Annotated in this window: 4 protein-coding genes; all 4 read right to left on the bottom strand. The window is 77.3% G+C overall.

The annotated features are described in order from the left end of the window. Positions 1–118: 118 nt before the first annotated feature. A complete protein-coding gene (locus tag ACFV6D_RS14125) occupies positions 119–793 on the bottom strand; it encodes a fasciclin domain-containing protein (protein WP_380559839.1) in 675 nt (224 codons plus the stop codon). 73 nt (positions 794–866) lie between these two features. Beyond that, positions 867–2,480, bottom strand: a complete 1,614-nt coding sequence (locus ACFV6D_RS14120) for a molybdopterin-dependent oxidoreductase (RefSeq protein WP_380559838.1) — start codon at positions 2,478–2,480, stop codon at positions 867–869. Positions 2,481–2,806: 326 nt separating this feature from the next. Then, positions 2,807–3,556, bottom strand: a complete 750-nt coding sequence (locus ACFV6D_RS14115) for an anti-sigma factor domain-containing protein (protein WP_380559836.1) — start codon at positions 3,554–3,556, stop codon at positions 2,807–2,809. Then, positions 3,553–4,137: an ECF RNA polymerase sigma factor SigK gene (gene sigK, locus ACFV6D_RS14110; RefSeq protein WP_063352900.1), complete on the bottom strand. Its 585-nt coding sequence runs from the start codon at positions 4,135–4,137 to the stop codon at positions 3,553–3,555. Before sigK ends, ACFV6D_RS14115 begins: the two co-directional genes overlap by 4 nt. Between the last annotated feature and the right edge of the window lie 301 nt (positions 4,138–4,438).

Below are 4,438 nucleotides of genomic sequence, written 5' to 3'. Positions count from 1 at the left end.
GCGCCCCCCCCCCTCGCGCGCCGCGGCCCCCGCGCCCCGGCGCGGGGGGCGGGGGGCGCGGCCCCCGGCTACCGGGGGGTTGTTCGTCGGGGGCCGCGGTTCATGGGCTGATGCCAGGTCAGGAGGCGGGCATCAGGACGGTGTCGACGATGTAGACGGTGGCGTTGGCGGTCTGGATGTCGCCGCACAGCACCTTGGCGGCGGAGTTGACGGTGAAGTCCGGGGCGGCGCCGGTCACGGTGAGGTCGTCGGCGGCCAGGGTCTTGTGCCCGCCGGCGAGTGCCGCGGGAGCCAGGCGCTGGGGGACGACGTGGTAGGTGAGGATCTTGGTGAGCTTGTCCTTGTCGGCGAGGACGGCGTCGAGGTCCTTCTTCGGGAGCTTGGCGAAGGCGTCGTTGGTGGGGGCGAAGACGGTGATGTTCTTCGCGGAGTTGAGGGTGTCCACCAGGCCGGCCTGCTTGACGGCGGTGACGAGGGTGGACAGCAGCGGGTTGTTGGAGGCGGCGGTGGCGACCGGGTCCTTGGCCATGCCGGTGAAGCTGCCCGCCCCGTCCTTGGGGACGGCCGCGCACGCGGTGCCGAACGGCTGCCCGGACGTCACCTGCTCGGCGGCCTGGGCACCGGAAGCCTGGGCACTGGACGGCTGGGGTGCGGCGGCCGCGGTGGTGTTCTTGGCCGTGTCCGAGGACTTCGCGTCGCCGCCGCTGTTGCTGCACGCGCTCAGGGCGGCGGCCAGCAGGCCGGCGGCGAGGACGGCGGCGAAGGGCTTGCGGACCAGGACGGTCGTGTTCATGGACGGATTCTCCTGTCAGGGGGCATCGGGCGGATCCCGGATGCCGAAGGGGTGGGGAGGTCGTGAGGTGGGGTCAGGTGACGGTGACGACGACGCTGTGCCAGCCCGTCGCGCCCGAGGGGTAGGGGGGTGTGCGGGTGGCGGGCTGGACGGCCCCGGTGCCGTCGGTGGCGCGGGCCTCAAGGCGGTGGGTCCCGGGGGCGGCGCCGGTCCAGGTGTGGGTCCACTGGCGCCACAGGTCGGGCCCGGCGTCGGCGGCCAGTTCGGCCTGCCGCCAGGGCCCGCCGTCGACGCGCACCTCGACGGCGGCGATGCCGCGGTGGGTGGCCCAGGCGGTGCCGGCCACCGTCACGTCGCCGGGCGGCACGCGGGCGAACGGCGCGGGCACGTCGATCCGCGAGGCGGTGCGGACCTCGCCGGTGCGGTCCCAGCCGCGCCGCACCCAGTACGGGTCGCGGGCGGTGAAGGTGGTCACCTCCAGGTCGACGAGCCACTTGGTGGCCGAGGTGTAGCCGTAGAGGCCGGGCACCACCGTGCGGCAGGGGAAGCCGTGTTCGACGGGCAGCGCCTCGCCGTTCATCGCCACCGCGAGCAGCGCCCGGCGTCCGTCGAGGAGCGTCTCGACCGGGGTGCCGATCGTCATGCCGTCCTGCGAGCGGCCGACGAGCTGCTCGGCGCCGGAGCGGACGCCGGCGCGGCGCAGCAGGGCGGGCAGCGAGGCGCCGAGCCAGCGGGTGGTGCCCGCGTAGGGGCCGCCGACCTCGTTGGAGACGCAGGACAGGGTGTGGTCCAGCTCCTCCAGCCCGAGGGCGAGCAGGTCGTCGAAGCCGATCAGCAGTGGGCGGTCGACCAGGCCGTGCAGCCGCAGCGACCAGGCGCGCGGGTCGATGCGCGGCAGGGTCAGGGCGGTGTCGACGCGGTAGAAGTCGGCGGTGGGGGTGATGAACGGGGGCAGGCCGGGGACCGTGGCGCCGACGGCGCGCGGCAGTGGCGGCGCCGGGTGCAGCGGCGGCGGCAGGCGGACGGCGGCGCGGGCCGCGCTGACGTCGCCGCGTCGGTCGGACAGGACGCGTCCGGCCGTGCCGAGGGCGGCGGCCGCGCCGATCGTGGCGCCGGCCGCCAGGACGCGCCGCCGCTCGGGCCCGGCCGGCCGGACCGCGCCGGAGCGCCGGGAAGGGCCAAGGAAAGGGCCAAGGGAGAGGGTGGGGCCGGTCAGCCACCACAGCACGGCGACCGCGCCGCCGGCCGCGGCGGCGGAGGGCAGCAGGTCGGTGGGGACGGCCTGCGGGCGGGCCAGCGCGGCCCAGGCGCCGAGGCCGCCGAAGGCCGCGAACAGGGCGGCGGCCGCGCCGCGACGGCGTCCGGCCAGCACGCCGAGGGCCGCGGCCGCGAGGCCCATGACGGTGTAGATCCCGCCCAGCAGGACCGCCTTGTCGCCGGTGCCGAACCGCTGGACCGCCCACGCCTTGACGGCGGTGGGCGCGAGGTCGATCGCCGCCGAGCCGATCGCCACCACCGGTGAGGCCTGGGGGCGGGTGAACGCCGCCGCCGCCTCGCCGGCTCCCACGGCCGCGGCGGCGGCCGCCAGCCCGCACAACGCCGCGACGGCCGGCCCGGCGGCACGGGGGCGTGCTCGGGGGAGGGCGCCCGGCGGGCTGCTGCTCGTCTCATCGGTCACGGTCCTCATTCGGCGGTCCGGCTCCACCGGATGGGTGCGAGTCCGGATACCCCCCGATCGGGTGAAATTGCTCTGGCCGGGTGACACCTCCTGGCCAGAGCCGGGGCCGCGCTGAGGCCGCTCAAGGGCACCCGGGGCGCCCCCGGGGGTCGGCCCGGGCCCGTCCGGAGTGTTCAGCCGCGTCACGCGTAGCGGTGAATTCGCCGTCCACGGGCATCGCGCGGCAGGCCGTCACCCGCCCGGTGCCGAATCCGTGCACGGCACCGTCACCGTCACCTGACCCCGACCTGACCGACCTGGCCGACCCGGCCTTCCGCCCGACCCGGTTCGGCCGCTCAGGTGAACGGGATCAGCAGGACCGGCGCCCCCGTGGGGTGAGCGGAGCCGGCCGAGGGCTCCACCGTGACGCCGATGCCGCGCGCACCGTCCAGGGGGCCGTCCAGCAGGAACGCGCCGTCGCCCCGGGGCATCAGCCCCGCCGGGCGCATCGCGGCGCCGTCGTCGAACCACAGCTCGTACGCCGTGCCGTCCGCCGGGGCGGGCAGGCCGGAGGACAGGAGGACGGCACGGCCCCGGCCGTGCGACCAGACCACCGCCCCGCTGCCGGTGCCGCCGGCCGCCGGGCCGCTCGCCCGCCGGGCGTCGGGTGCCGCCAGCAGCCCGGTGACCTGGTCCTGGTGCCGCTGCAGCGCGGCGGCGAGGGCCCTGGCCCGGTCCGCCTCCCGGTGCTGCTGGACGGCCACGCCGCCGAGGGCCGCGGCCGCCGCCAGACAGGCCGCCAGCGCCAGCCGCGGCCAGCCGCGGGCGAGCCGCCCGGGGCGCCGGGCGCCGTCGGGCCCGGCCGCGGCGCGCGGGGCCTCCTGCCGGACGGTGTCCAGCGCGTCCATCACCCGCGACTTCAGCTCCCCGGGCACCGCGACGGCCTGCGCGGCGCCAAGCCTGGCCAGCGTCGCCGTGAACTCGGCCACCTCCCGGGCGCAGGCCGGGCACTGCGCCAGGTGGCGCTCGAACTGCGCGCGCTCGTCCGCGTCGAGGGCGTGCGCGGCGTAGGCGCCGGTCAGCGTGTGCAGGTCGGCGCCGCTCATGCTCCCACTCCCAGGCAGTCGCGCAGCCGGATCAGCGCGTCGCGCATCCGGGTTTTGACGGTGCCCAGCGGGGTGCCGAGCAGTTCGGCGACCTGCGGGTAGGTGTACCCGCGGTAGTAGGCCAGCGTGATCGACTCCCGCTGCAACTCGGTCAGCCCCTTCAGGCAGCGCCGCACCTGCTCGCGTTCCAGCCGCCCCTCGACCTGCTCGGCGACCTCGTCGAACGCCGGCACGTGCGAGGCGGCGGCGGCCCGCTGGTCGCGGTCGGCGGCCGCCTGCGCCGCCCGCACCCGGTCCACGGCGCGGCGGTGGGCGATGGTCAGCACCCACGCCAGCACCTCCCCGCGCTCGGGCCGGTAGCGGGCGCAGGTGCGCCACACCTCCAGCATCACCTCCTGCGCGACCTCCTCGGACTGCGCCGGATCCCGCAGCACCCGGCGGACCAGCCCCAGCACCGGGCCCGCCACCGCGTCGTACAGCCGGCCGAACGCCTCCCGGTCGCCGCGCGCGGTCCTGCTCAGCAACTCCTTGAGGTCGGTGCCCGGACGCCCCGGCCCGGACAGGTGAACGACCGTGCTCATCCGGCCGCCTCGCGCTCGCAACGCACGGGCGACGGCCCCGGCCAGTGGACGGTGGGCATGGCACGACCTCCAGGGAATCCCGGCCGGACGGACACCCGGCCGGGCCGACGGAACACGGCGACGTCAGGCGTTCGAAGCCGCACCCGGCGCGGATTGCCCGCGAAGGACACCAGATTTCCGGCCCCCGCGAAGGACACCGGGTCTGGGCGGGGGGGGCCGCCCCCCCCCCGCCCCCCCCGGTGACCCCCGCCACAACGCGAACCCCCCCCCCCCCCACCCCCCCCCCCCCCCCCCCCCCCCG

It is taken from the genome of Kitasatospora sp. NPDC059812, assembly GCF_042732075.1.
In the GTDB taxonomy this organism is placed as follows: domain Bacteria; phylum Actinomycetota; class Actinomycetes; order Streptomycetales; family Streptomycetaceae; genus Kitasatospora.
This window is presented reverse-complemented; position numbering and strand designations above follow the sequence as displayed.